The 21,703-nt window shown below is 57.2% G+C and carries 25 protein-coding genes and 3 pseudogenes; 12 read left to right on the top strand and 16 right to left on the bottom strand.

Going from position 1 to position 21,703, the window contains the following annotated elements; genetic code table 11:
• Positions 1 to 128: 128 nt before the first annotated feature.
• The 6 genes and pseudogenes from KVY02_RS17780 to KVY02_RS17755 form a co-directional block, all read left to right on the top strand.
• A pseudogene (locus KVY02_RS17780) lies at positions 129 to 269 on the top strand (helix-turn-helix domain-containing protein); the annotation flags it as partial.
• A 92-nt stretch (positions 270 to 361) separates the two neighbouring features.
• Positions 362 to 652 (top strand): IS66 family insertion sequence element accessory protein TnpA, encoded by a 291-nt coding sequence (locus tag KVY02_RS17775; protein ID WP_022519766.1) that lies wholly within the window; start codon positions 362 to 364, stop codon positions 650 to 652.
• A complete protein-coding gene (gene tnpB / locus KVY02_RS17770) occupies positions 649 to 993 on the top strand; it encodes an IS66 family insertion sequence element accessory protein TnpB (RefSeq protein ID WP_016915087.1) in 345 nt (114 codons plus the stop codon). The genes KVY02_RS17775 and tnpB (KVY02_RS17770) overlap by 4 nt, the downstream gene beginning before the upstream one ends.
• Positions 994 to 1,021: 28 nt before the next feature.
• Positions 1,022 to 2,674 carry an IS66 family transposase gene (locus KVY02_RS17765; protein ID WP_022519765.1) on the top strand — a complete coding sequence of 551 codons (1,653 nt, stop codon included), beginning with the start codon at positions 1,022 to 1,024 and terminating at the stop codon, positions 2,672 to 2,674.
• Entirely contained in the window at positions 2,664 to 2,933 is a 270-nt protein-coding gene (locus tag KVY02_RS17760) for a hypothetical protein (RefSeq protein ID WP_022519664.1), read from the top strand. The genes KVY02_RS17765 and KVY02_RS17760 overlap by 11 nt, the downstream gene beginning before the upstream one ends.
• Positions 2,934 to 3,026: 93 nt before the next feature.
• Positions 3,027 to 3,815, top strand: a pseudogene (locus KVY02_RS17755) (IS30 family transposase); the annotation flags it as partial.
• 90 nt (positions 3,816 to 3,905) lie between these two features.
• Here KVY02_RS17755 and KVY02_RS17750 read toward each other — a convergent pair.
• The 10 genes and pseudogenes from KVY02_RS17750 to KVY02_RS17705 all read right to left on the bottom strand — a co-directional run bounded on the left by KVY02_RS17750 (position 3,906) and on the right by KVY02_RS17705 (position 12,257).
• Positions 3,906 to 4,106, bottom strand: coding sequence for a tautomerase family protein (locus KVY02_RS17750; RefSeq protein ID WP_096921783.1), 201 nt, complete (start codon positions 4,104 to 4,106; stop codon positions 3,906 to 3,908).
• Positions 4,107 to 4,146: 40 nt separating this feature from the next.
• The gene (locus KVY02_RS17745) at positions 4,147 to 5,049 is read right to left on the bottom strand and encodes a DMT family transporter (RefSeq protein WP_096921784.1); all 903 of its coding nucleotides are present in this window, start codon (positions 5,047 to 5,049) and stop codon (positions 4,147 to 4,149) included.
• Positions 5,046 to 6,383, bottom strand: coding sequence for an aminotransferase-like domain-containing protein (locus KVY02_RS17740; protein ID WP_096921785.1), 1,338 nt, complete (start codon positions 6,381 to 6,383; stop codon positions 5,046 to 5,048). The genes KVY02_RS17745 and KVY02_RS17740 overlap by 4 nt, the downstream gene beginning before the upstream one ends.
• A gap of 3 nt (positions 6,384 to 6,386) precedes the next feature.
• Entirely contained in the window at positions 6,387 to 7,235 is an 849-nt protein-coding gene (locus tag KVY02_RS17735; RefSeq protein WP_218315119.1) for a phytanoyl-CoA dioxygenase family protein, read from the bottom strand.
• A 167-nt stretch (positions 7,236 to 7,402) separates the two neighbouring features.
• Positions 7,403 to 8,762 (bottom strand): annotated as a pseudogene (locus KVY02_RS17730) (IS1380 family transposase).
• Positions 8,763 to 8,841: 79 nt separating this feature from the next.
• On the bottom strand, positions 8,842 to 9,225 hold the full coding sequence (locus KVY02_RS17725; RefSeq protein ID WP_218314058.1) for an alpha-hydroxy-acid oxidizing protein: 384 nt from the start codon (positions 9,223 to 9,225) through the stop codon (positions 8,842 to 8,844).
• A gap of 467 nt (positions 9,226 to 9,692) precedes the next feature.
• Positions 9,693 to 9,962 (bottom strand): hypothetical protein, encoded by a 270-nt coding sequence (locus KVY02_RS17720; protein ID WP_022519664.1) that lies wholly within the window; start codon positions 9,960 to 9,962, stop codon positions 9,693 to 9,695.
• Positions 9,952 to 11,601 (bottom strand): IS66 family transposase, encoded by a 1,650-nt coding sequence (locus KVY02_RS17715; protein WP_218314057.1) that lies wholly within the window; start codon positions 11,599 to 11,601, stop codon positions 9,952 to 9,954. Before KVY02_RS17715 ends, KVY02_RS17720 begins: the two co-directional genes overlap by 11 nt.
• A gap of 102 nt (positions 11,602 to 11,703) precedes the next feature.
• On the bottom strand, positions 11,704 to 11,970 hold the full coding sequence (tnpB, locus tag KVY02_RS17710; protein ID WP_218314056.1) for an IS66 family insertion sequence element accessory protein TnpB: 267 nt from the start codon (positions 11,968 to 11,970) through the stop codon (positions 11,704 to 11,706).
• Entirely contained in the window at positions 11,967 to 12,257 is a 291-nt protein-coding gene (locus tag KVY02_RS17705; protein WP_022519766.1) for an IS66 family insertion sequence element accessory protein TnpA, read from the bottom strand. The genes tnpB (KVY02_RS17710) and KVY02_RS17705 overlap by 4 nt, the downstream gene beginning before the upstream one ends.
• Positions 12,258 to 12,330: 73 nt before the next feature.
• On the opposite strand from KVY02_RS17705, the gene KVY02_RS17700 reads away from it, so the two are divergent.
• Positions 12,331 to 12,687 carry an aldehyde dehydrogenase family protein gene (locus tag KVY02_RS17700; RefSeq protein WP_371317389.1) on the top strand — a complete coding sequence of 119 codons (357 nt, stop codon included), beginning with the start codon at positions 12,331 to 12,333 and terminating at the stop codon, positions 12,685 to 12,687.
• Here KVY02_RS17700 and KVY02_RS17695 read toward each other — a convergent pair.
• The 4 genes from KVY02_RS17695 to KVY02_RS17680 all read right to left on the bottom strand — a co-directional run bounded on the left by KVY02_RS17695 (position 12,666) and on the right by KVY02_RS17680 (position 15,556).
• Entirely contained in the window at positions 12,666 to 13,604 is a 939-nt protein-coding gene (locus KVY02_RS17695; protein ID WP_218314055.1) for a LysR family transcriptional regulator, read from the bottom strand. The genes KVY02_RS17700 and KVY02_RS17695 overlap by 22 nt on opposite strands.
• A 46-nt stretch (positions 13,605 to 13,650) precedes the next feature.
• A complete protein-coding gene (locus KVY02_RS17690) occupies positions 13,651 to 14,007 on the bottom strand; it encodes a hypothetical protein (RefSeq protein WP_081138551.1) in 357 nt (118 codons plus the stop codon).
• Positions 14,007 to 14,279, bottom strand: coding sequence for an HU family DNA-binding protein (locus tag KVY02_RS17685; protein WP_016915488.1), 273 nt, complete (start codon positions 14,277 to 14,279; stop codon positions 14,007 to 14,009). The genes KVY02_RS17690 and KVY02_RS17685 overlap by 1 nt, the downstream gene beginning before the upstream one ends.
• A gap of 92 nt (positions 14,280 to 14,371) precedes the next feature.
• Positions 14,372 to 15,556: an NAD(P)/FAD-dependent oxidoreductase gene (locus KVY02_RS17680; protein WP_218314054.1), complete on the bottom strand. Its 1,185-nt coding sequence runs from the start codon at positions 15,554 to 15,556 to the stop codon at positions 14,372 to 14,374.
• Positions 15,557 to 15,643: 87 nt separating this feature from the next.
• On the opposite strand from KVY02_RS17680, the gene KVY02_RS17675 reads away from it, so the two are divergent.
• The 5 genes from KVY02_RS17675 to KVY02_RS17655 all read left to right on the top strand — a co-directional run bounded on the left by KVY02_RS17675 (position 15,644) and on the right by KVY02_RS17655 (position 19,867).
• On the top strand, positions 15,644 to 16,216 hold the full coding sequence (locus KVY02_RS17675) for a chorismate--pyruvate lyase family protein (RefSeq protein WP_218314053.1): 573 nt from the start codon (positions 15,644 to 15,646) through the stop codon (positions 16,214 to 16,216).
• Between the two features lie 37 nt (positions 16,217 to 16,253).
• A complete protein-coding gene (gene ubiA, locus KVY02_RS17670) occupies positions 16,254 to 17,144 on the top strand; it encodes a 4-hydroxybenzoate octaprenyltransferase (RefSeq protein WP_081138642.1) in 891 nt (296 codons plus the stop codon).
• 96 nt (positions 17,145 to 17,240) lie between these two features.
• Positions 17,241 to 17,930 carry a phosphate regulon transcriptional regulator PhoB gene (gene phoB / locus KVY02_RS17665; RefSeq protein WP_016915484.1) on the top strand — a complete coding sequence of 230 codons (690 nt, stop codon included), beginning with the start codon at positions 17,241 to 17,243 and terminating at the stop codon, positions 17,928 to 17,930.
• A 2-nt stretch (positions 17,931 to 17,932) separates the two neighbouring features.
• Positions 17,933 to 19,228 (top strand): phosphate regulon sensor histidine kinase PhoR, encoded by a 1,296-nt coding sequence (gene phoR, locus KVY02_RS17660; protein ID WP_218314052.1) that lies wholly within the window; start codon positions 17,933 to 17,935, stop codon positions 19,226 to 19,228.
• 327 nt (positions 19,229 to 19,555) lie between these two features.
• Complete coding sequence (locus KVY02_RS17655; protein ID WP_016915482.1) at positions 19,556 to 19,867, top strand: hypothetical protein; 312 nt, start codon at positions 19,556 to 19,558, stop codon at positions 19,865 to 19,867.
• A gap of 279 nt (positions 19,868 to 20,146) precedes the next feature.
• On the opposite strand, the gene cysZ is transcribed toward KVY02_RS17655, so the two are convergent.
• On the bottom strand, positions 20,147 to 20,893 hold the full coding sequence (cysZ, locus tag KVY02_RS17650) for a sulfate transporter CysZ (protein WP_218314051.1): 747 nt from the start codon (positions 20,891 to 20,893) through the stop codon (positions 20,147 to 20,149).
• A 70-nt stretch (positions 20,894 to 20,963) separates the two neighbouring features.
• Positions 20,964 to 21,689: a phosphate signaling complex protein PhoU gene (phoU, locus tag KVY02_RS17645; RefSeq protein WP_016915480.1), complete on the bottom strand. Its 726-nt coding sequence runs from the start codon at positions 21,687 to 21,689 to the stop codon at positions 20,964 to 20,966.
• Positions 21,690 to 21,703 lie beyond the last annotated feature (14 nt).

Below are 21,703 nucleotides of genomic sequence, written 5' to 3'. Positions count from 1 at the left end.
CGTTTTCAGGTGAGTCTCGTGAATAAGCCGGGTTCATAGAATAACCGCAGCACTTTGGATCACAAGGTAGAAGCAGGAGGGCCAGCGCCGGTACCCTCTCTGCTTTACCGACCAAAGTGAAGCAGAGCATGGCATACCGACAGCTGACCCAGACCCAACGATACCAGATTCACGCTTACAGGTGTGCAGGCATGAGCCAGCGACAGATCGCCAGAGCTATTGGTGTTCATGACAGCACGGTGAGTCGGGAGCTGCGTCGTCACACGACGCCCGAGGGTAAGCGTTCATTCTAAGACGTCCTGCCGCCCGGCTGACATTCGCCCTACAGTAACCTCACATTTGCCCACACGAGGTTACCCCCATGAGAAAGCACCGCACCCCGGAACAGTGGCAGGCCCTGGTTGACCAGCATCGTGACAGTGGTCTGTCAGCTTCGCAGTTTTGTAAACAAGAGAACATTGGCTATTCCAGCTTCTGCAACTGGCGAAAGCGCCTGTCCGATCAGCCGACCGATAATTCGACAGACTCTGGAGAAGCCAGCTTTCTCGATTTGTCGTCACTGATGGGCACGTCGCCATCATCCGGCTTAGGCTGGAATATTGTGCTCAGCCTGGGTAACGGCGTCGAGCTACGGCTGAGCCAGAACGGATGATCGGGCTCGATAGCCAGGCGCGCATCTGGCTATGTACCGAACCCACAGACATGCGCAAATCCTTCCGGGGCCTGAGCGCCCTGGTTCGGAATCAGTTGAAGCACGACCCGCTCAGTGGCCAGTATTTCGTCTTCGTCAATCGTCGCAAGACCCAGATGAAGATGCTGTACTTCACCGCCACCGGTTATTGCCTGTGGGCCAAGCGCCTGGAGCAGGGCCAGTTCCGGGTGCCGTTATCCGCCTCCGGGCAGCGAGCCCTGACCCTGACGGATCTGCAACTGCTGATCGATGGCATCGAGGTGCAGAAATATCGCCAGTTCAAGCGTTTTCGAGGGGTATAGAAGGCCGACTTTCGATATAATATCGGCCATGAATTCAACCGCTTCCGCTCCTTCTTCCAATGCACCTTCCTACTCGGCTCTGGCCGAGGAGAATGCCGTGTTGCGGGAGCAGTTGGGAGCCCAGGCAGAAGCGATTCGTCAGCTGACGCATCAACTGGACTGGTTCAAAAAGCAGCTGTTCGGTCCGAAATCCGAGAAGCAGGTGTTCGATCTTCCCGGGCAGGACAGCTTGTTCCAGCCAGAGGAAGCGCCGCTACCGGCGCCGCCTGCTGACGAAGAAGAACGCCCCATCAAGGCCTATCAGCGTGGCACCGGCAAGAAGCAGCGCGACGATGGCTGCCTGAACGACACCGGTCTGCGCTTTACCTCTGATGTGCCGGTGGAAGTCATAGAGTATCTGCCGCCAGAGCTGACAGGGCCGGAGGCCGATCAGTACGAAGTAATCGGCAGTAAGACCACCTACCGGCTGGCCCAGCGGGCCTCCAGTTACGTGGTGCTGAAGGTGGAGCGCCCGGTGTTCCGGCGCAAGGGGAGTGACAAGCCCATCACCACGCCGGCCCCGTTCAACGTGCTGGACAACAGCCTGGCCGATGTCAGTCTGCTGGCCGGGTTGCTGGTGGACAAGTTCCAGTTCCACCTGCCGCTGTACCGTCAGCACCAGCGCATCCAGCAAGCCGGTATCACAATCAGCCGCAGCACCCTGACCAATCTGGTCAAGCGCGTGATCGACCTGCTTCGGCCCATTGTGGATGCCCAGACCGACAACGTGCTGCGCAGTCGGGTGCTGGCCATGGATGAAACGCCGATCAAGGCCGGTCACCAGGGTCGGGCGGGCCCGCAAAAAGGCAAGTTGAAATCCGGCTGGTTCTGGCCGTTATACGGCGATGCCGACGAGGTGGTGTTCACCTACTCGAACAGCCGTGGGCGTGCCCACATCGAAGCCATCCTCAGCGAATCGTTCAACGGCACGCTGATCAGTGACGGCTACGCGGCCTATGCCCGCTACGCTGCTGCCCAAGAGAACGTCACCCACGCCCAGTGCTGGGTGCATAGCCGCCGTTATTTTATCGAGGCGCAGAAGGATCACCCGGAAACCGTCACCGAGGCCCTGCAACGAATCGCAGCGCTGTACCGGAATGAAGAAACCATCAGAACCCACGGGCTGACTGGCGAGAAGAAACGTCAGTACCGGTTGGAACACTCGAAACCGGTCGTTAGCGGCTTCTTCCAGTGGTGCCGGGATCAGTTGGCGTCAGGCGGCCTGGTGCCGAGCGATCCACTGACCAAAGCTCTGAACTACGTGCTCAGCCGGGAAGCCAGCCTGAGCGTATTCCTGGAAAACCCAGACGTGCAGCCAGACACCAACCACCTCGAGCGGGCACTACGCCCCATTCCCATGGGCAAGAAAAACTGGATGTTCTGCTGGACTGAATTGGGGGCGGAACACCTGGGCATCATCCAGAGTCTGATCAGCACCTGCAAGCTGCACAATATTACCCCCTACACTTACCTGGTGGACGTGCTGCAACGCATCAGCCAGCATCCGGCCAGTGACGTCAGCGACCTGACGCCTCGTCTCTGGAAAACCCGGTTCGCCGAGAATCCGCTACGGGCGCTGATCGATCCACGCCATCCTGACCGACAGAACAAACAGCCGGAGGCCACCGTTCATGCGCATTGACGACATGAGCATCGACCAGTTGCTGGAACTGAATCAATACATCTGCCGGCGAATTGATGAACTGCGTGACCGGGAGAACCTCCAGGCGCTGAGCCAGTTGCGGGTGGGCCTGAAAGTGACCTTCGAGAGCCGGGAAGGCCCCGTGCTGGGGATTGTCACCAAGATCAACCGCAAGAGCGTGATCGTGCTGGATGAGGATGGCAGGAAGCAGTACAAGGTCTCGCCGGAGTTATTGAGACCTCTCCGGGACGTGAAGTAGGTCAACTACGTCTTGGAATGAACGCTTACGCCCGAGGGGTATGACCCTGAGCAGGCCCAGCAACGTAGCGACCATCGACGCCGCACCGCCTGGAAGTGGACGAAGCGCCTACCCAGCCTGATGGACTTCGTCGCCAGACGGCTCCGCGAGGAGTGGAGTCCCGAGCAGATCAGCGGCTTCATGGCCCCCTTGATCGGCGTGGGCGTTAGCCACCAGTGGATCTACTCCCTGGTCCGGGATGACAAGGCCCGGGGTGGCGGCCTGTGGCGGCACCTTCGTCAGCCCCGGCGGCACAGCAAACGCCGTGCCCGGGCCAAAAGCGCAGGACTTGGCAGGATCCCCCATCGCGTGGGCATCGAGCATCGCCCGGCGGAGGTCGAGGAACGCCGCTTCATCGGGCATTGGGAGGGTGACACCGTGGTTCAGGGGCACAAGCAATCGGGCCTGGTCACCCTGGTAGAGCGGCGTAGTGGTTATCTCCTGGCAGCACGGTTGCCCAGGGTCTCAGCAGACCTGACGCAAGCGGCCATGATCCGGCTGTTGAAGCCACGCCGGGGAGCTGTGAAGACCATCACTCTGGACAATGGCTCCGAGTTTGCCAGTCACGTCGCCGTTGGCCAGGCGGTCAGCGCAGATATCTACTTTTGTGACCCTTACTGCTCCGGCCAGCGTGGGAGCAACGAGAATACCAATGGCCTGATCAGGCAGTACTTCCCCAAGGGGACAGACTTCCGTCAGGTCACCGATGCCGAGCTGCGCAGGGTGGTCAGGAAGCTCAATGACCGCCCTCGAAAGCGACTCGGTTACCGGATACCGGCACAGGTGTTCCTGGGAGAGTACTCAGGAGCCCTGGACACAGCAGGTGTTGCACTTATTGCTTGAATCTAGGGCCGAAAACCCGCAATTGAGAATTAAGTATGTCCTATAATACTTGATGAAGAAACAAGGCAACGGCATTGGATGATATCCAAATTAACCCTTGGTATGCTTTGTGTCTATATGCAATAGACCCGCTTTGCCCCAGTTTTGGTCGTCATAATCTTGGAGGAATATTGTGACAGATTCCGGTTTGACATTATAGCTGTCGACAAATGCTTCGGTAATTTTCTTGATGAGCTCACGTTTTTGCTCCAACGTCCGGCCTGGAGACTGGGCGATAGTAACGACGGGCATAGATAGTTCCTTATTCGTGTATGAAATGTAGAAAATGTTGTTAGCTCTGCTCTCTTGACGGTTTTTTGATGCGCCACTCTAACTTAGAGACCATCAAAAAATTACCGAAGATGATAACGCCAACACCTGAAAAAGTAGTTGGATCCCAGTGGAAGTCTTCAAATAATGTGGAAATCAGTATCGCTACGACTGGGAAGGCCACCATGCAATATGCAGCCTTATTGATGCCGATCTTATTCACCAGAGTCAAATAAATAGTGAACCCTAGTACGGATGCAAAAGCTGAAAGGTAAAGTAGGCTGAGAATATATTGGTAAGTAAAACTGAACTTAAAGGGCGTTCCTGTGAGGATGACAGCTAACAATAAGATCAGAGCTCCGTACCCCATAGAATAACCATTGCTGGTTAGTGGAGTGATGCCTTTGGAACTGTTACGAATAGATATCATATTGCCAAATGAAAAAATCAATGTTCCCAGTAACGCGAATAGTATGCCAGTGAACAGATCTGCGCCGAAAATTTGCTGTGTCAGCTCACGCCAGAATAAAAGAATAATGCCTGCTACGCCAAAAAACATTCCTGCGAATTCACTCAGTGAGGTGTTCTGATGTAAGAATAGCCAACGGTTTATACTATTAAAAAGCAGCACTGTGGAAAAAATGATAGCGACAATTCCGCTGGGGATATATTGCGTAGCATGATAAAAGCATAAGAAATTTAAAGAAAAGAAACACACTCCTTGTCCAACAAACCAAAGATGGTCAATAGGTTTTGTTTTTTGTAATTTTTTAATAATAATTAGGCATGGGAGAAGCAGTAGGGCCGCGATTACGAAGCGGTAGAAAATAGAGGCCAGTATCGGTACGTCCCCCAACTGCATTTGAATGGCAATCCATGACGACCCCCATACCATAATGCAAGCGAAGTACAGAAAAGCGGTCATTTATACTCGTCTCCTTTACTTTGCTTATTAAAAGCTTTAGGCGTGTTTATAGCCATACATTCTTTTATAAAGTCACTCAACCGGATGACTCCTTCTTTGAGTTCCTCAGGGGTTAGATAGCTGAACGAGAGCCTGATTTCATTGGACTCTCTAGGCGGTGAGTAAAATATTTCCATGGGTGTCCAAAGAACACCATGCTGCTCAGCAGAGATTTTTAGCAGCGACAAATTAACTGGGAAAGGAAGCCTGAGCACTAGGAAAAAACCACCTTTAGGTCGATTCCATGATATTTGTGACCGTAAGTGGGATCCCTCGGGAAAGCTTGCGTCTAATTGATTTAGTAAATCGTCTAGATTATTTAGATAAAAATTTATTTTTGTTTTACAGTGGTGTCGAAGGTCCCCTTGGCACTCCAGTAGTACGCCGCCTACAATTGCTTGGCCAATAGGTGAAGTGTTGAGTGTAAGCATACTTTTTATCTTTGTTAATGCTAAGGATAATCGTCTGGAAACAATAAACCCCACCCGTACACCGGGAAATAATGTTTTAGAGAACGAACCGAGGTATGCAACGTGGTTATTATGCAGGTCGAGTGAGATCAAGGTAGGATTAATACTCCTCTCTGATCCGAAAATGCCATAAGGGTTGTCTTCTAACAAGGTTAGATTGTAATTGCGGGCAAGTTTGACCAACTCTTTGCGCTGATTAAGCGGTAGGGATATACCGATGGGGTTGCAGAAATCAGCATTGATGTAAAGGGCTTTGACTTTTCCCCCCTCTGCTTCTGTGGCTTGAATTTTTTCCTTAATTTCACTAATTTCCACACCGTGTTCATGGATATCGAATGTCTCAATGCGGATGTCCAACAATCTTGCTGCGCCAATAATGCCTACATAAACAGGTTGAGGAACTAGTAAAACATCGTCACTATCAGAAAAAAGAGCACGTAAAATTAGTAGCATTCCCTCCTGTGCACCAGACGTGACTACAATATCCTCTGGGGAGCAAGTAATACCGTCTGTTATATTCAGCATGTCAGCAATGAGTGCGCGAATATATCCTTCTGAGGGGCCGTATTGAAATAATTGAGTTATCACGCCGCTCTCTGAGCGATGCTCATTTTTCATAAGATGATCGATATAAATATTTATATAAAAGCTGATGTCGCCGAATTTAAAGTCCTTTTCTATAGGGCGACCAGGGGCGAACGATATTGCTTCAGGATATTGGCTGGCAATATCATTAAGGAACGTCATAGTGTTTAAGCATGGGTCAGTTAAAGATGAGTGAAGTATAAGTTCATCTCGGTTTGCCTGATGAGTCGACGCACCCATAACTTATTCCTTCCAGATTTTTGGGCAGAAGTCTGGATCAGTGTAATCCGGATTGCCTGCATGGTCTAAACGGCAGAAGTAATCATTATTATATTTTAACTTTGAGCCGTCGGCTAAAATATGCTGCTTGTAGCTATTAGCTCTATCTTGTAAGTGCAGAGAAATTGAGACTCTATCAACTTTGCTGTAGTTAGGAGGGCTGCCATGGAAGGTATTACAGTTATGAAAGCTGATATGACCACGTTTTCCAACCATGGCGATTTTTCTGACCGTGTCGTCGTTGAGTTTGGCTGTTTCTTCCAGCATAGTTTGTAGTTCATCTACGCTGCGATTCCCAAAATGCTGAGTAATACTGTCATCGGCATCAATCTCCCGCCACCGGTTGCTGCCGTCAATCATTTCCAAAGCGCCCATATTTTCATAGCAGTCATAAAAATTGATAAAAGCCGTGAGAAGCTTGTTTGACGAGCAGGTCGACCAGTAGTGCGCATCTTTATGCCATGGAACCACTGGGCGGAACATTCCCTCTGCCTCAAACTCTCCCCGAGCAGGCTTGGTAATGAGAGCGCTATTCCATATTCTTATTTCATCGGTTTGTGCGAGACGTGCAGCGATGGCTCCAATGATTGGTTTTGTTAATAGTTTTCGAAAGGTGTAGCTTTCATAGTGAACATAGTCATTATTGCGGGCAACGTCTCCATCTTCTGGAACCCAATAAGCTAGGGTAGGAGGGATTGTTGGCAAATGCCTATCCCTTTTCCCCTCATAGTAATCGTGACTTTCCTTTACCTGAATCCGTGAAGCCGGCGCCGACACTTTCCCTATCACCGCCAGCGAGCACTTTTTGATCATTCGCCCCGTGCAAGTTGGCTTTCGCAAGCCCGTTATTGCCAAAACCCACCGTGCTGATCGGTGCTGACGGCCCGTTTTGTCATGCCTTTCCACCCGCCAGGCACGACATATCTGGCGATCACGTGTCGCCTGGAACTGCTTGTGGATAGAGTGTCGCCGATTGACGGTCAGCATGGCGTTCCTCGTGGATAACGCAGTCGGCTCCGCAGCGTCTTGAGCACCGTCATGCGCCCGATATCCTGCCCGAAGTCGAGGATGATCTGCCGTGCCTTGTGAATCACGAGAGCCGCACGGTGCACCAACTCTTGTAGCACGGTGCGCAGCCGGCGCCGCTTGGCCGGGTGGCGAACCGGGCTCAGCTCGCCGGTCATGCCCAGCTGTCCCATCAGGCGCAGGATGTTGTAGGCCAACTGGGCGAGATGCAGGATCAGATCGTTGGTGGCGAACTTGCCGGACGGCAAGCGCTCGAGTCGAGATCGGTCTTGATCTCGCTGTGAAACTGCTCATGGGTGGCATGCGCCGGTAGCGCTTGATCACCGCCTCCGGCGCCTCGTCCGAGCTGGTCCACCAGCCTTCCAACTCATAGTCCGGTTCGAGCAGCAACTGGCCATCGCGATCGGCGGTGCGCTCTACCAGGCGCATCACGCGTTGGACGACGTATTCGGTCTTGTTGTCGTCGTGGATCGAGACGGTCTGCGTCCACAGCGCCTGGCGCTTGCCAGGACGCAGCTCTTCCCAGTAGTCCGCCGCCACCGCCAGCCAGGTATCTCGATCAGCCGTGGCCGAGCCGCGCGGGTTCCATTTGACGACATAGTCGAGCCGGCGCCCCTCGTCGGCAAAGACCTGGCGTTGCTGTTCGAGAAGCGCCAGGTGCGCCTGGCTGTCGAAGCCGCTGTCCTCGCGTAACAGGATCGGTTGCCTGGTCAGGCATTGGGCGCGAGGCAGTACCCGCTCAAGGAAGGCGTTGCTCTCCTTCATGGTGTGCTGCTTGCCAGGCCGCAGTTCCAGACCCAGGCACCACCCTTCGTTGCCCAGATAGGCGGCGATCGGGGTGTAGCCATCGACCTTCTGGTAGGTCCGCGAGACGCCTTCCTTCTTCGAGTTGCTGTTGTCCATGACGAAGGTGTCGATGTCCAGGCAGACGTGCGTCGTCTCGGCGGTGATCGGTGCTTCGATCAGTGACAGCAGGGTCGTGGACCAGGTGGCGGTGCGCGCCTGCAGGTCGTTGGCGGCAAGTTTCTCCAGCCGCTGTCGCAGCGTCGCCGCGCTCGGCACCTTCTGCAGGGTCAGCAGTTGTTGGAAGGGCTTGTCGCGGCGGAAGTTCTCGACAGCGTCATAGTCGCTCATGCCCAGACACAGCAGGCCCAGGTAGCTCTTGATCACGTCACTGGTGCGCATGCCCAGCGTGGTGGGGAAGCGGCTGTCGATGCTGTCGACGCCAGCGATCTCGAAGCATTGCCCGATGATGGACAGCCCGGCGTGGCTGGTGAGGGTGCGGCGACTGGCGCGGAACTTTATGTTGGGCATGGCACTGTCTGGGTGAATGGCGATAATGGCTATATTGCCATGCAGGTCAGTGGGTTAGAAGTGCTTCTGAGGGCCGGTCTCACGGATTCAGGTTTTCGCATACTGTTTCCACAGGAAAATCTGACATAGTGCTTAGGATGAAGGGGACTCCATTCTGGTTCGCAGCTTTAATTGTTGCGAGCTCTCCTTCAGGGTGAACGAGTTTATGATGCGCACTCGGAGCCACAAGTATGGGAGGTGTTGGGCATTGGTTTCCAAGGATGCGAGCCAAACGAGTGGTGAATGGGTCTACTTTTTCTATTCCTCGCAGAACTCTGGAAAGAAGCTTTACACGTTCCAGTGCGCAAATATTTTCTTGCAATGATTGCTCACTTCCAGCCCCACCGTCAATAAAGTCATAAACTTCTGGGGGTAAGTGGCGTTTTGCAATCGATTGCCAATCTTCAATACACACTGGAACCATACTCGTTCCCTCGTCTAATTTAGCTGTTAATTAGATTGGATAGTTATAATAATGTGTGCTATGTGGCGTTACCGCTTTGAAGGGGGCTACGAACTGAGAATAGGTGCGCTAGCTGAGCTGTGATGTAAGTTATTTCTTAAAAAAATGTAAGTTATTTCTTAAAGCATGTAAGTTATTTCTTACATACTTGCAAAGTACGATTGATTTATAACTGTTTTATATTCATGTCGCTTTAATATTCTATGCGGCTAATTTAGATTAAATAGAGAAGTTTCATGCTCATTGTGATTAGTGTACTCCCCCTCCGATAGAGCCTCAGTAATGGTAAGAGGTACGGCATGGATAGGTGCTTGATTTTGAGCCTCGGTTTGGATCTAGATGAATCACCCCCACGGTGCTGGTGAATGTCACCCCCGACATGGAGATTGCCCAGCAGGAGTAAGCGTTCATTCCAAGACGTAGTTGACCTACTTCACGTCCCGGAGAGGTCTCAATAACTCCGGCGAGACCTTGTACTGCTTCCTGCCATCCTCATCCAGCACGATCACGCTCTTGCGGTTGATCTTGGTGACAATCCCCAGCACGGGGCCTTCCCGGCTCTCGAAGGTCACTTTCAGGCCCACCCGCAACTGGCTCAGCGCCTGGAGGTTCTCCCGGTCACGCAGTTCATCAATTCGCCGGCAGATGTATTGATTCAGTTCCAGCAACTGGTCGATGCTCATGTCGTCAATGCGCATGAACGGTGGCCTCCGGCTGTTTGTTCTGTCGGTCAGGATGGCGTGGATCGATCAGCGCCCGTAGCGGATTCTCGGCGAACCGGGTTTTCCAGAGACGAGGCGTCAGGTCGCTGACGTCACTGGCCGGATGCTGGCTGATGCGTTGCAGCACGTCCACCAGGTAAGTGTAGGGGGTAATATTGTGCAGCTTGCAGGTGCTGATCAGACTCTGGATGATGCCCAGGTGTTCCGCCCCCAATTCAGTCCAGCAGAACATCCAGTTTTTCTTGCCCATGGGAATGGGGCGTAGTGCCCGCTCGAGGTGGTTGGTGTCTGGCTGCACGTCTGGGTTTTCCAGGAATACGCTCAGGCTGGCTTCCCGGCTGAGCACGTAGTTCAGAGCTTTGGTCAGTGGATCGCTCGGCACCAGGCCGCCTGACGCCAACTGATCCCGGCACCACTGGAAGAAGCCGCTAACGACCGGTTTCGAGTGTTCCAACCGGTACTGACGTTTCTTCTCGCCAGTCAGCCCGTGGGTTCTGATGGTTTCTTCATTCCGGTACAGCGCTGCGATTCGTTGCAGGGCCTCGGTGACGGTTTCCGGGTGATCCTTCTGCGCCTCGATAAAATAACGGCGGCTATGCACCCAGCACTGGGCGTGGGTGACGTTCTCTTGGGCAGCAGCGTAGCGGGCATAGGCCGCGTAGCCGTCACTGATCAGCGTGCCGTTGAACGATTCGCTGAGGATGGCTTCGATGTGGGCACGCCCACGGCTGTTCGAGTAGGTGAACACCACCTCGTCGGCATCGCCGTATAACGGCCAGAACCAGCCGGATTTCAACTTGCCTTTTTGCGGGCCCGCCCGACCCTGGTGACCGGCCTTGATCGGCGTTTCATCCATGGCCAGCACCCGACTGCGCAGCACGTTGTCGGTCTGGGCATCCACAATGGGCCGAAGCAGGTCGATCACGCGCTTGACCAGATTGGTCAGGGTGCTGCGGCTGATTGTGATACCGGCTTGCTGGATGCGCTGGTGCTGACGGTACAGCGGCAGGTGGAACTGGAACTTGTCCACCAGCAACCCGGCCAGCAGACTGACATCGGCCAGGCTGTTGTCCAGCACGTTGAACGGGGCCGGCGTGGTGATGGGCTTGTCACTCCCCTTGCGCCGGAACACCGGGCGCTCCACCTTCAGCACCACGTAACTGGAGGCCCGCTGGGCCAGCCGGTAGGTGGTCTTACTGCCGATTACTTCGTACTGATCGGCCTCCGGCCCTGTCAGCTCTGGCGGCAGATACTCTATGACTTCCACCGGCACATCAGAGGTAAAGCGCAGACCGGTGTCGTTCAGGCAGCCATCGTCGCGCTGCTTCTTGCCGGTGCCACGCTGATAGGCCTTGATGGGGCGTTCTTCTTCGTCAGCAGGCGGCGCCGGTAGCGGCGCTTCCTCTGGCTGGAACAAGCTGTCCTGCCCGGGAAGATCGAACACCTGCTTCTCGGATTTCGGACCGAACAGCTGCTTTTGAACCAGTCCAGTTGATGCGTCAGCTGACGAATCGCTTCTGCCGGCTCCCAACTGCTCCCGCAACACGGCATTCTCCTCGGCCAGAGCCGAGTAGGAAGGTGCATTGGAAGAAGGAGCGGAAGCGGTTGAATTCATGGCCGATATTATATCGAAAGTCGGCCTTCTATACCCCTCGAAAACGCTTGAACTGGCGATATTTCTGCACCTCGATGCCATCGATCAGCAGTTGCAGATCCGTCAGGTCAGGGCTCGCTGCCCGGAGGCGGATAACGGCACCCGGAACTGGCCCTGCTGGCGCTTGGCCCACAGGCAATAACCGGTGGCGGTGAAGTACAGCATCTTCATCTGGGTCTTGCGACGATTGACGAAGACGAAATACTGGCCACTGAGCGGGTCGTGCTTCAACTGATTCCGAACCAGGGCGCTCAGGCCCCGGAAGGATTTGCGCATGTCTGTGGGTTCGGTACATAGCCAGATGCGCGCCTGGCTATCGAGCCCGATCATCCGTTCTGGCTCAGCCGTAGCTCGACGCCGTTACCCAGGCTGAGCACAATATTCCAGCCTAAGCCGGATGATGGCGACGTGCCCATCAGTGACGACAAATCGAGAAAGCTGGCTTCTCCAGAGTCTGTCGAATTATCGGTCGGCTGATCGGACAGGCGCTTTCGCCAGTTGCAGAAGCTGGAATAGCCAATGTTCTCTTGTTTACAAAACTGCGAAGCTGACAGACCACTGTCACGATGCTGGTCAACCAGGGCCTGCCACTGTTCCGGGGTGCGGTGCTTTCTCATGGGGGTAACCTCGTGTGGGCAAATGTGAGGTTACTGTAGGGCGAATGTCAGCCGGGCGGCAGGACGTCTTAGAATGAACGCTTACCAGCAGGAGGTGTTTGGCCCGGTACTGATCGCCATGGCATTCGATGACGAGGCCCAGGCCGTTCGGCTTGCCAACGACACCCGGTTTGGGTTGGCCGGTGCCGTGTGGAGCCAGGACGTGGCCCGAGCGCATCGTGTGGCGGGGCAGCTGCGGGCGGGCACGGTATGGATCAATAGCTACAAGGCGATCAGCGTGATGTCGCCGTTCGGGGGCTTTGGCGACAGCGGCTTTGGCCGCTCCAGCGGTCTGGACGGCCTGCGCGAATACACGGTGCCGCAAAGCGTCTGGGTGGAAACCGCACCGGAGGCCAGCGTGGCGTTTGGCTACGGCAGCGGTGTCGGCTGATTCGATGCCGGGTCCCTGAAGGCCTGCATCCAGCGCTGCAGGTGGCGCAGCAGCAGGATGCTGGCCTTGGGCTGCTGGCGGCCCACCCGGGTGACCATGTGGGCCTGGGAGCGCTGAAACAGCGGGTCGTCGACCGGGCGTGCGACAAGGCTGCCGATGTCCAGGTCGTGGGCGACCGCAAACGCCGGTAGCAGCGTCACCCCCATGCCGCTGCGCACGTATTGCGCCAGGATCACCATCGAGTTGGTGTTCATGGTCATACGCGGGGCGAGGCGTGCCTGTTGAAACGCCTGGTCAACCATCTGGCGCACGCCATGGGTGGTGTCCCACATGGCCATGGGCTGGGTGCTGAGCTGTGCCAGGGTGAGCGGGTGGGGCTGCTCGGCCAAGGGGTGATGCGGCGCCAGAATGGCCATCAACGGCTGCGGGCTGGAGGCCCAGAAGCGTAGCTGCGGATGGGTACGCTCGTGGAACATCAGCCCAATATGGCTTTGATCCTCGACAATCGCATCGATGATGCCGGATGTGCCCGCGATATGGATATCCAGCTGGATGCCCGCATAGCGCTGGGTGAATTCATGCAGGGGAGAAGCCACCAGGTCGCTGACGAAGCCTTCGCCCACGGTGAGGGAAATCGTTCCGGTTTCCAGCCGCTGGTAGGCTTCGAGGGACGTGATGAAGCTTTCGTCGAGGGCGCTGCGCCGCTCGCAGTACTCCAGCAGCATCTCGCCGACGGGCGTGGGGCGTATGCCGCCGCGCTGGCGCTCCATGAGGGTTGCCCCCAGCGCTTCTTCCAGCAGGGCAATCTGTCGGCTGACGGCGGAAGGGGCGATGTTGAGCCGGGCGGCGGCTCGGCGCACCGAGCCTGATTCGAGCGTCACGCGAAAGTAGGCCAATCGCTGATGAGGGATATCCATCGCCTGGTGCTACCTCGCGTGACGAAAATGCGCCCAGCGTGCAGGGCTACAAGTATTTGAGCAGCTTTTGCAGCTTGTTCATGTCGGCAGAGTCGCCGACGAGGCGCACGTCGCCTGCCACCATGCCATCCAGGAACGCCTGTTGCGTCGGCTTTCTGAGGATACGCAGGGCGGCTTGCTGGTCGCGAAAGCGCAGCTCCAGATCCAGGTCGACGGGCAGGCCTTTACCGGACGTAATGTAGCGGGGCGTCATTCGGTAGTGGCGCGCCGTGCTCAGGTCTTCTGTGGCAATGCCCCAGTCCAGCCCTTGCATGCGCTCCAGCTGCTCACGAAAGCGTGGCTTGCGGCGCAGGGCGCGCTTGAGCATGAAGCTCAACAGCCACAGCGTCAGCGAAAGCTTCATTAGGAAACGGCGTCCTTGAGCGCTTTACCTGGCTTGAACGCCACGTTCTTGCTGGCCGGAATCTGCAGCGGTGCGCCGGTCTGCGGGTTCTTGCCGGTACGGGCGGCGCGCTCGCGTACGGTGAAGGTGCCAAAGCCAATCAGGGTAACGTCTTCGCCTTTGGCCACGCTGTTGGTGATTTCGTCCAGAATGACATTCAGGACCTGGCCTGCCTTGTCCTTGGACAGGTCAGCACTCTCGGCGATGGCAGCGGCGAGTTCAGGTTTGCGCATGAAGGAATCTCCCTTGTGAAAAACAAACGTCAATGTTGTTGGTAACCCACCCCGGCGGGGCTTATTCAGCCTAGTCGTGAAGGCGGCGAAAATCAGCCTAGCAGGGCAGGGACAGCTCTGGAAAGCTCCACTTTCCTTCTCACGCAGCCCCCTGTCAACGCAAAACCAATCAAACGACCGTCTTTATCTTCCGCCAGCGCCGTCAAATCCTGCCCATGACCCTCCACTCGCCAGTGCTGCGGTGTGCCCACTGGCGGGTAGGCAACCACCGGGAGCAGAGGCGTTTTGACGATGATCGGCCAGGCGCCGAAGCTTACCGGGGTAGGCGAGCCGCCCAGCGTGGCCGCCAGCGCTTTGGCGCTGGCTTGCAGCGGCTGAACGTACATGGCGTTCACGCCGTCGATGCAGGCCACGTCGCCCAATGCGTATACATTGTGCTGGTGAGTACGAAGCAGCCGGTCCACCTCGATACCGCGGGCGCTGACCGCGAGTCCGGCGGCCTCGGCCAGCGCCGTGCGGGGCGCAAGGCCCGTGGCCAACAGGACGATGTCCACCGTATGGCGCTCGCCGCCGTCGAGCTGCAGTACCAGGTCGCGGTCGGCATTCATGGATAGGCTGTCCAGCGTGCGCCCCAGTGCCAGTTGCATGCCTGCCGTTCGAAAGGTTTCGGCCAGGGCGTGGCCCAGCGGTTCGGGCAGCAGGCGCGGTAGCGGGGTGCTCTCTGGCGCCACCAGGGTGACGTGGTGGCCGCCCGCATGGAGGTCGTTGGCGAATTCGCAGCCCACCAGGCCCGCGCCAATGATCGCCACTCGGCTGGGCTGGGCGAGCGCTGCATAAAGGCGGCGGTAGTCATCCAGGTCGTTGACCGTGAAGCAGCGCCCTTTCAGCGCATCGGGTATCTGGAACGGCGTGCGCGGGGCCGCGCCGGTGGCGAGCACCAGGTGCTCGTAGCGGAGCAGAGTGCCGTTGTCCAGGCGCAGCATCTGGTGTTCCACCGCCAGTTCGACGACTTGCGTGTGGGCCATGACCTGGGCATTCAGTTCGTCGGCGAGCGCTTCTGCGCTGCGCTGCGCCAGCTTTTCGGGGCTCAACCGCTTGGCGAAGCCCGTGGACAGCAGCGGTTTGCTGTACTCTTCGCCACGGTCGGCGCTGACCAGCGCGATGGTGCGAGAATCCCCCTGGCGGCGCAGCGCTCGCGCCAGGCCAATACCGGCCATGCCAGTGCCGACAATGACCAGCTCGGCATGTGGGGATTCGCTGAAGTGTGAATCGGGCATATCGTTATCCGGGGGTAAGGAACAAAAGCCTGCCAAGCCATCATGTTACACTAGCCTTCTTTCCAATTGACTGTTCTGGAGGCTCAGGTGACGCTCGTTGAGTTGCCACGCCCTGCGTTTTCGCTACCCCCCCACTGGCGGCCGGTTGCCGCTGCGCGGCCTGCCATGAGTGCGGCCTGGTGGCAATGGGTGGCCTCGACCGACTCCCTGACGGCGCGCCTGATGGCGGCCGGAGCGCCGAGCCAGTTCCGCGTACGCCTGCTGCGTCAGACCATTGGCCTGCCGTTTCAGGACGAAGCCATGGCGCTGGGCATCGCTCCACGTCGCCACGCCTGGCTACGCGAGGTGGCGCTGTGCATCGACGGCACCCCCTGGGTGGTGGCGCGATCGGTGGCACCGCTGGAGCAGCTGCAGGGCAAAGGCCTGGGGGCCTTGGGCGAGCGTTCGCTGGGCAGCTGGTTGTTTCAGCAGCCGGACCTGGTGCGCGGGCCGTTGCAGGCTACGGCGTCGCTCCCGCGCTTCACGGCGTGGGGTGCCCCCGCCAAGGGGCGTAGCCAGTGGGGGCGTCGCTCGGTGTTTCAGCACGCGGGACTGTCGCTGCTGGTTCAAGAGTATTTTTTATCGACCATGGCCGATGCGCTGAGCCTGCCCTCGCGCTAGGCTATTCTGGAGTTTCTTTCACGAGGTAAGCATGAGCATGGACCGTTCTCTATTGCGGCCAACGGGTTGGGCCCGGCTGGCAGACTTTCTTCAGCTGATGCGCCTGGATCGGCCCATTGGTACCTGGCTGCTCATGTGGCCGACGCTCTGGGCGCTGTGGGTGGCTGCAGAAGGGGTGCCGGGTCGCTCCGTGCTGATCATCTTCATTGCCGGTGTCTACGTGATGCGGGCTGCGGGCTGCGTGGTGAACGACTATGCCGACCGCCATGTGGATGGCCACGTCAAGCGTACTCGCCAGCGCCCCATGGCCACGGGACGCATCAGCGAAACCGAAGCCCAGCTGCTGTTCGTGGCGCTGGTCGCCGCTGCCTTCATTTTGGTGCTGCTGACTAACTGGTTCACCGTGCTGCTGTCGGTGGGCGGCGTGCTGCTGGCTTTCGTGTATCCGTTCATGAAGCGCTACACCCACTTCCCGCAGGTGGTGCTGGGCGCGGCCTTTTCCTGGGCCATTCCCATGGCGTTTGGCGCGGTATTGGGCCACGTGCCTCTGGAAGCCTGGCTGCTGTTCAGTGCCAACCTGCTGTGGACCGTTGCCTACGATACCCAGTACGCCATGGTCGACCGTGACGATGATCTGAAAATCGGTATCAAGTCGACCGCCGTGCTGTTTGGCCGTGCTGACCGGCTGATCATCGGAGTGCTGCAGGCAAGCGTGCTGGCCCTGCTGAGCTGGGTCGCGCTGCGCGTTGGGCTAGGGGGCTTTTTCTGGCTGGGGTTGCTGGGCATGGCGGCGACGTTCGTGTACCAGCAGTGGCTGATCGTCGGGCGCGATCGAGACCGCTGTTTTCAGGCCTTCCTGAACAACCACTGGTCGGGTCTGCTGGTCTTTGCAGGTATTGCCTTGAGCTGGTGGCCGGTAGCGGGCTAAATTGACTGGGTGTCATGGAACTGTCATCAAGTCATGGTGTTATCGTCACACGCATGTCATTGAACCTTCCTGAATAGAGCACCGTGAGGCCCTGGAATGACCGCCAAGACCGTACTGATCGTCGATGATGAGGCGCCGATCCGCGAAATGATCGCCGTGGCGCTGGAGATGGCTGACTATCGCGTGCTTGAAGCGGACAACGCCCAGGATGCCCACGCCATGGTCGTCGACCACCAGCCTGACTTGTTGCTGCTGGACTGGATGATGCCGGGCACCAGCGGCATCGAGCTGGCCCGTCGGCTGAAGCGCGAAGAAGCCACCGCCGAGCTGCCGATCATCATGCTGACGGCCAAGGGCGAAGAGGACAACAAGATCCAGGGCCTGGAAGCGGGTGCCGACGACTATATCACCAAGCCCTTTTCCCCCCGTGAGCTGGTGGCCCGCCTGAAGGCCGTGCTGCGCCGTGCCACGCCGCGTGGCGTGGAAGACCCCATCGAAATCAATGGTCTGCTGTTGGACCCGGTGAGCCACCGGGTCAGCGCCCATGGCAAGGCGCTGGAAATGGGGCCTACCGAGTATCGTCTGCTGCAGTTTTTCATGACCCATCAGGAGCGCGCCTACACGCGCAGCCAATTGCTTGACCAGGTATGGGGTGGCAACGTCTACGTGGAAGAGCGCACGGTGGACGTGCATATTCGTCGTCTTCGTAAAGCGCTGGGCGAGCCTCATCAAAATCTGATTCAAACGGTGCGCGGTACTGGGTACCGGTTCTCTGCGCGAGTGTAAGCGTGCGCCTGTGGAGCCGTGAGATCTGGCGCATCATCTGGCTGGCCCTGTTGGGCCTCTGCCTGGGATGGCTGGTGGATTACCCTGGCGCCGGGCTGGCGGCGGGGCTGCTGTTTTGTCTGGTCTATCATCTGCGCCAGTTTCGAGCGCTCTTCCTTTGGCTGACGCTTCACCCCCACGATGAGCCCCCGGCGGCGAAGGGCATGTGGGGGGAGCTGTTCGACCGCCTCTATCGCTACCAGAAAAGCCAGCGCATTACCCAAAGTCGTTTACGGGCGACGCTGGCGAGAATCCAGGAGTCCTCCGAAGCCATGCGCGATAGCGTGGTGATGCTGGACCGCCACGGCGACCTGGAGTGGTGGAACAGCGCGGCCACCGACATGCTGGGGCTGCAAACCGCCCACGATCGTGGCCAGCACATCACCAACCTGCTGCGCGACCCTCGCTTCATCAGCTACTTCAATGCCCGCGACTACAGCGAGCCGCTGACGCTGACCTCGCCGATCGACGAGCGGCGCATCCTCCAGTATCAGATCACCCTCTACGGCGATGACGAGCGGCTGGTCATGGCCCGTGATATCACGCGCTTGCATCGCCTGGAGCAGATGCGGCGTGACTTCGTCGCCAACGTCTCCCATGAGTTGCGCACTCCGCTGACCGTGCTGTCGGGCTATCTGGAAACCTACGGCGACCTCAAGGAGCTGCTGCCTCCCCGATTGGGTAAAGGGATCGTACAGATGGAGGAGCAGACGCGACGAATGCAGAATCTGGTCAACGACCTGCTGCTGCTGTCACGGCTGGAAATCGACCAGGGAGGCGATGATCACCAGACGCTGGCCGTAGGCCCCATGCTCGACAGCATTCGCCGAGACGCCCTGGCGCTCTCCAGGCAGCAGCACAGTGTGCAGGTCATTCTGGAGAGCGACGCTGGCTTGATCGGCAGCGAGCAGGAGCTGCGCAGCGCCATTTCCAATCTAGCCTTCAATGCCGTGCGCTATACCCCAGAAGGCAGTCAGATCACGTTGCGCTGGTCGGTGGCCGCCAACGGCAGCGGGTGTATCGAGGTCGAGGATGATGGCGATGGCATTGATCCGGTGCATATCCCCCGCCTGACCGAGCGCTTCTATCGAGTGGATAAAGGGCGTAGTACGGCAACAGGAGGGACGGGTCTGGGCCTGGCCATCGTGAAGCACGTGCTGCTGCGCCACGAGGCCCAGCTCAACATAGAGTCACATCCTGGCGAGGGGGCATCCTTTCGCTGTGTCTTCCCTGCCAAGCGAGTCAGCGGCTCGGCTTGAGGGCTCGATGACGCTTTGCGCTCCTCCTTATCCGCTTCCTGCACAACCCCTGTATAAGTGTGCCATATTGGCATAGAACTCTGGTCACACATCACTCATGTGTCATTTTTAACCACCTCAAAGGCGTGGTCATGACCCCCTGAGCCCATGCTTTATACCATCCTTGTTTTTTTAAATTATTGATAATAAATAATTTTTTTGATTTTTGGCATGCGTGGCACAACGTATGCAATATTCTAGGCAAGGAAGATTACCGCAGGAACTGGTAAGACATGAAGTCACTCTTCCTTAACTATGCGGTATTAACAGCGATCGAGGAGGCGGAATATGATGTCCAAGGAACTACTCAAGAAAGCTGGTATTTTAGGTGTTTCTTTTGGCCTGATGGCAAGTCCACTGGCATTTGCAGACACCACGGATCACTCATCCATCGACCAGAATCAGGATGTAACCGTCGAAGATGAGCCCATGAACACACAGTCTGGTACGGCTGAGCCCGGTAGCTACGACACAGAAGACCTGACCACTGATCACGGCACACAAGGTCCCGACGTCGTGGATGAGCCAGAGTCTACCAACATGAGCGGCGGTGCCGAGTACACTCCGGAAGATGTGGTAGAAGAAAATAGCGGCAGCTAAACGTAACAATTCTTTGCAAAGCTGAAAAAAACTCTTACGCTTAGGAGTGAGCAAACTGAGGGCAAGGATGTCCCATAGCAAGGATGCTCACCGATTCAAGGATGAATCAGAAAACGGTCAAGACACTGGTCAGGGTAAATTCCAAGGTTGGAGTCCCGCAAACGGAGAGGAAGCCAGCAGTCAGTATCGTTCATAAGTAAGAGTGGTCGAGACCCCGCCTAGCGGGGTCTAATTTTTTGTGCCTGCTATATGGGCGGCCCTGTGATGAATGGCTCTGATTCAGAGCGCCGAGCCTGCCGCCTTATCCCGCGTGTCCGGTGTGCCACGATAGTGGCGGTCCCACATGAGGACTGCGCCTGCGACGGCGCCTGGAATCAGGAACAGGTTGGCCAAGGGGATCCAGGTGATGAGCATGACCAGCCCGCCATATGTCATGCTCGGCCACCAGCGCCGTGAAAGCCTGCTGCGCATGTCCTTGAACGACACTTTGTTGTTATCCATCGGGTAGTCCAGATAGGTAATGGCCATGACCCAGGCAGAAAAGAGCGCCCATAAGGGAGGCGCGAAGACGTTCAAGCCGGGAATCCAGCTGAACAGGAACAATACGGCCATGCGCGGCAGAATATAGCTCAGCTTGACCAGCTCTCGACCCACGGCGTCCAGCGCCGTTTTGGCCAGCCCTCGGTCATCCAGAGGCTCACGCCCGGTGGCCTGGCGCTCTACCTGAGCCGCCAGAAACCCATAGAAAGGCGCTGCGATCAGGTGAGTCACCAGGGTGAAGCTAAAAAAGATCACCACCAGCAAGCTGATGAAGAATAGCGGCCAGATCAGCCACGACAACCACTCCAGCCAGCCAGGCACCATGGCCATGCTGCTCTCCAGCCAGCCCGAAAAGCGTGTGAAGACCACGTAAACCATACCCGTATACACGAGCAGATTGACCAGAATGGGTAGAAAAACATAGCGCCTTAGCCCGGGCTGATACACCAGGCGGGTGCCTTGCCCCAATGCGTTGAGTGCATTCACGCGACATTACTCCCTAAAAAAACGCCCAGACAATGGTCTGGGCGTATTGCAGGAGGGTTTGACGGCCAGGTCAAGATTTTTTCATGACCTTCTGTTCCAGGGTGTCTGGGTCACTGTGGCGAATATCCAGGCCTTTCACCAGGTACACCACGTATTCCGCCAGGTTATTGGCGTGGTCGCCCACCCGCTCCAGGGCGCGCAGCACCCACATGATGCTCAACACCGAGCTGATGGAGCGCGAGTCTTCCATCATGAAGGTCATCAGCGAGCGCATGGCGCTGCCGTATTCGTCGTCCACCGATTCGTCTTCGCGAACGACCTGCATGGCCAGCTCGGTATCGAAGCGGGCGAAGGCGGTCAGGGCGTCACGCAGCATCTTGCGCACGTGCTCGCTGATATGGCGGACTTCTACCAAGCCACGAATGGCACCGCTGTTTTCACTTAACAACAGTGCATTGCGGGCAATCTTGCTGGCTTCGTCGCCGATTCGCTCCAGGTCCGAGGTGGCACGGATGACCGCAAGTACCAGCCGCAGGTCCGATGCCGCCGGCTGACGGCGAGCCAGCACTCGGGTGCACTCGTCGTCGATTTGCAGCTGCAGGTCGTTGACCTGACGGTCATTGTCGCGCACTTTTTCCGCCAGGCGGCTGTCGCCCTCCAGCAGAGCATGCACCGCATCCTGCACCTGCTTTTCCACCAGACCGCCCATGGCCATCAGGTGGGTCTTCAGCTCTTCCAGCTCCTGGTTGAACTGGCGAGAGATGTGTTGGCTGTGTGTCTCGCTCGTGATATCCATTGAGCACTCCTGAC

It is taken from the genome of Halomonas sp. 18071143 (assembly GCF_019211725.1).
Classification (GTDB): domain Bacteria; phylum Pseudomonadota; class Gammaproteobacteria; order Pseudomonadales; family Halomonadaceae; genus Vreelandella; species Vreelandella stevensii.
This window is presented reverse-complemented; position numbering and strand designations above follow the sequence as displayed.

Excerpts from the sequence above, each read along its gene's own strand:
- tnpB (WP_218314056.1), bottom strand. The coding sequence starts at position 11,970 with ATGATCGGGCTCGATAGCCAGGCGCGCATCTGGCTATGTACCGAACCC.
- KVY02_RS17700 (WP_371317389.1), top strand. The coding sequence starts at position 12,331 with ATGAACGCTTACCAGCAGGAGGTGTTTGGCCCGGTACTGATCGCCATG.
- KVY02_RS17720 (WP_022519664.1), bottom strand. The coding sequence starts at position 9,962 with ATGCGCATTGACGACATGAGCATCGACCAGTTGCTGGAACTGAATCAA.
- KVY02_RS17750 (WP_096921783.1), bottom strand. The coding sequence starts at position 4,106 with ATGCCCGTCGTTACTATCGCCCAGTCTCCAGGCCGGACGTTGGAGCAA.
- KVY02_RS17685 (WP_016915488.1), bottom strand. The coding sequence starts at position 14,279 with ATGCGCAAACCTGAACTCGCCGCTGCCATCGCCGAGAGTGCTGACCTG.
- KVY02_RS17715 (WP_218314057.1), bottom strand. The coding sequence starts at position 11,601 with ATGAATTCAACCGCTTCCGCTCCTTCTTCCAATGCACCTTCCTACTCG.
- KVY02_RS17680 (WP_218314054.1), bottom strand. The coding sequence starts at position 15,556 with ATGCCCGATTCACACTTCAGCGAATCCCCACATGCCGAGCTGGTCATT.
- phoU (WP_016915480.1), bottom strand. The coding sequence starts at position 21,689 with ATGGATATCACGAGCGAGACACACAGCCAACACATCTCTCGCCAGTTC.
- KVY02_RS17655 (WP_016915482.1), top strand. The coding sequence starts at position 19,556 with ATGATGTCCAAGGAACTACTCAAGAAAGCTGGTATTTTAGGTGTTTCT.
- KVY02_RS17690 (WP_081138551.1), bottom strand. The coding sequence starts at position 14,007 with ATGAAGCTTTCGCTGACGCTGTGGCTGTTGAGCTTCATGCTCAAGCGC.
- KVY02_RS17745 (WP_096921784.1), bottom strand. The coding sequence starts at position 5,049 with ATGACCGCTTTTCTGTACTTCGCTTGCATTATGGTATGGGGGTCGTCA.
- KVY02_RS17740 (WP_096921785.1), bottom strand. The coding sequence starts at position 6,383 with ATGGGTGCGTCGACTCATCAGGCAAACCGAGATGAACTTATACTTCAC.
- KVY02_RS17765 (WP_022519765.1), top strand. The coding sequence starts at position 1,022 with ATGAATTCAACCGCTTCCGCTCCTTCTTCCAATGCACCTTCCTACTCG.
- KVY02_RS17695 (WP_218314055.1), bottom strand. The coding sequence starts at position 13,604 with ATGGATATCCCTCATCAGCGATTGGCCTACTTTCGCGTGACGCTCGAA.
- KVY02_RS17725 (WP_218314058.1), bottom strand. The coding sequence starts at position 9,225 with ATGGTTCCAGTGTGTATTGAAGATTGGCAATCGATTGCAAAACGCCAC.
- KVY02_RS17705 (WP_022519766.1), bottom strand. The coding sequence starts at position 12,257 with ATGAGAAAGCACCGCACCCCGGAACAGTGGCAGGCCCTGGTTGACCAG.
- KVY02_RS17775 (WP_022519766.1), top strand. The coding sequence starts at position 362 with ATGAGAAAGCACCGCACCCCGGAACAGTGGCAGGCCCTGGTTGACCAG.
- ubiA (WP_081138642.1), top strand. The coding sequence starts at position 16,254 with ATGGACCGTTCTCTATTGCGGCCAACGGGTTGGGCCCGGCTGGCAGAC.
- KVY02_RS17735 (WP_218315119.1), bottom strand. The coding sequence starts at position 7,235 with ATGATCAAAAAGTGCTCGCTGGCGGTGATAGGGAAAGTGTCGGCGCCG.
- phoB (WP_016915484.1), top strand. The coding sequence starts at position 17,241 with ATGACCGCCAAGACCGTACTGATCGTCGATGATGAGGCGCCGATCCGC.
- KVY02_RS17760 (WP_022519664.1), top strand. The coding sequence starts at position 2,664 with ATGCGCATTGACGACATGAGCATCGACCAGTTGCTGGAACTGAATCAA.
- tnpB (WP_016915087.1), top strand. The coding sequence starts at position 649 with ATGATCGGGCTCGATAGCCAGGCGCGCATCTGGCTATGTACCGAACCC.